2 protein-coding genes are annotated in these 2,241 nt (G+C 66.1%); both read right to left on the reverse strand.

Annotation, left to right across the window (positions count from 1 at the left end; genetic code table 11):
- The coding region (locus tag ABH933_RS45460) for a recombinase family protein (RefSeq protein WP_429455347.1) at positions 1-1,651 on the reverse strand (1,651 nt) is incomplete at its 3' end.
- 129 nt (positions 1,652-1,780) lie between these two features.
- The gene (locus ABH933_RS45465) at positions 1,781-2,068 is read right to left on the reverse strand and encodes a hypothetical protein (protein WP_429429368.1); all 288 of its coding nucleotides are present in this window, start codon (positions 2,066-2,068) and stop codon (positions 1,781-1,783) included.
- Positions 2,069-2,241: the final 173 nt, after the last annotated feature.

Genomic DNA, 2,241 nt, shown 5'->3' on the forward strand with positions numbered 1-2,241 from the left:
TACGCCCCCAACGCAGTTGGCAATGTTCGCCCTCCGTGTCGGTGTTCTCGTTGGCGGGTGTGTCGGTGTGGGTGCGTTCGCGGATGGGGATGCGATGGCGGATGGTGACCTTGTCGGCGCTGATCAGGACGTCTTTGACCAGCAATCGCAGCACGCGGCGGCGTTCGTCTGTGGTGGAGGTTTCGGCTTTGTCGTGGAGCTGGGACAGGAATCCTTGCAGGTCGGCGGCCAGGGCGAGGTAGGCGTCGCGGTCGGCGAGTTGGGTGTCCAGGGCGTCGATCTGGTTGCGCAGGCCGGTTTCGCGGGCGCGCAGTTCGGGCATGCGGGCGCGCAGTTCGTCGATGGTAATCAATTGTTCGCCGAGTGCTTCGATCATGGCGGCGATCGCCGAGCGTGCCTTGGCCAGGGCGATGTCGAGTCGTTTACGTTGCGCGACAACAGGATCGGAAGTTTTCGCGGTTTCGAGTCGTTGGTCGATCTCAGTGCGGATCAGCTGCGGGTCGGCCAGCAGTGCGGTGATGTGGTCCCAGACGACGGTGTCGAGGTAGTCCGCGCGGACCGGTTTGTTCGCGCAGACGCGCCCGCCTTCGTAGCGGTAGTCGTCCGAGCCCAGGCATCGGTAGTAGTAGATCTTCTTGTTCGTGGTGCGTGTGGATGTCCTGTAGTAGCCGTATCCGCAGCTCGCGCAGGCGGCCAGGCCTTGGAGCAGCGACGCCGGTGTTTTGCTGTTGCGGGTGGCGAAGCGTTTGTTGTCGGCCAGCCGTTGTGCGACCCGGTCGAACGTCACCTCGGACACGATCGCGGGCACCGGGATCTCGATCCAGTCCTCGCGCGGGCGGTCCACGGTCTTGGACGCCTTCGGTGTGGATCGGCCTTGCAGCCGGGCCACCCGGTTCAGCGCCGCCGATTCGTGCACGACCTTGGTTTTTCCGAACACCGCGCGCCCGGCGTAGGCGGGATTGCGCAGCATGGCCCAGATCACCGACCGATCCCAGCGGGTCTTGCCGGTGCGGGTGGTGACACCGGACTCGGTCAGCCAGCGCGCCAAATCCGCGATCGAGGCGCCGTCGTCGGCGTAGCGGCGGAACAGCTCGGCGACCAGGGCGGCCTCGTGCTCGTCGATCTCGTAAACGGCGCCGGTGTGGTCGGTCTTGCGCAGGTACCGGTAGCCGAACGGGGCGCCGCCGAGCACGTTGACCGACCCGCTGCGGGCGCGGTGGGTCTTGCCACGCCGGTAACGCTCCATGATCTGGGCTTTCTCGTATTCGGCGAACATGCCCTGGAACTGCACCAGCAGCTGGTCTTCGGGGGTGTCGCCGCGCGGGCCGTTGACGAACTCGACCCGGACCCCGGCGCGGGTGAATTCCTCGATCAACAGTGCCTGGTAGGCGAACTTGCGGGCGAGGCGATCCGGGGAGTAGCACAACACCACATCGATCCCGACCCCGGCGACCAGGTCCCGCAGCCGCTCCAGCGCGGGCCGCACCAGGGTCGCCCCGGAGTGCCCGTCATCGGCGAAGATCCACTCCTCAGGCACCACGAGCCCGAGGTGGTCGGCGTGCGCGCGCAGCGCCGCGATCTGCGAGCCGATCGTCTCGTTCTTCTTCTGCCGGGCCGAGGACACCCGGGCGTAGATCACCGCGCTCGTCACGGGGCGGTCGTCCTTCCTGAGCCCGGCCGATGCGGGCTCGCTTCTGCGGTACCAATATCTCGTAGGCCACCGACAAGTCCGTGGCCGCGTGACGGTCGAAGACGAACTGCGTCTCGACCTTTCGATCGTTCACCCGCGCCCCGGCCGCGTGTGGGCGGACGCCAGGAATTCGGTCAATGCCTGCACGACCAGGGCGGAGATCGACCCACCGGAGATACGGGCATGCTCACGAACCCGAACAGCGAGCGCTGCAGGAACTTTGACGGTGAACACCACCGTCGTATCCGGAACCTCCAGCCGGCCGCCGACCTCGGCTCGCGCCACGTAGCGGCAGGCCTGACGAGCCGAGCAACCGAACCGAACCGCCAGCATTCGCGCGGTATCGGCCACCGCAACGCCAGCGTCGAGCAACTCCACAGCCGCGTTGACACGACATGCGAATTCCTCAGCGCTGCAACGACTCCCAGACACGTCACAAATGTAATACCAGACATGTCACACCGCCGTCGTACGGCGTCGAGGACGCTCCAGCCGACGGTAGGTCAGCGTGACATCGAAGCAGAAGTTGCCAACAGCGTTGGGGGCGTAAT

It is taken from the genome of Nocardia sp. GP40 (assembly GCF_050434125.1).
GTDB lineage: Bacteria > Actinomycetota > Actinomycetes > Mycobacteriales > Mycobacteriaceae > Nocardia > Nocardia albiluteola.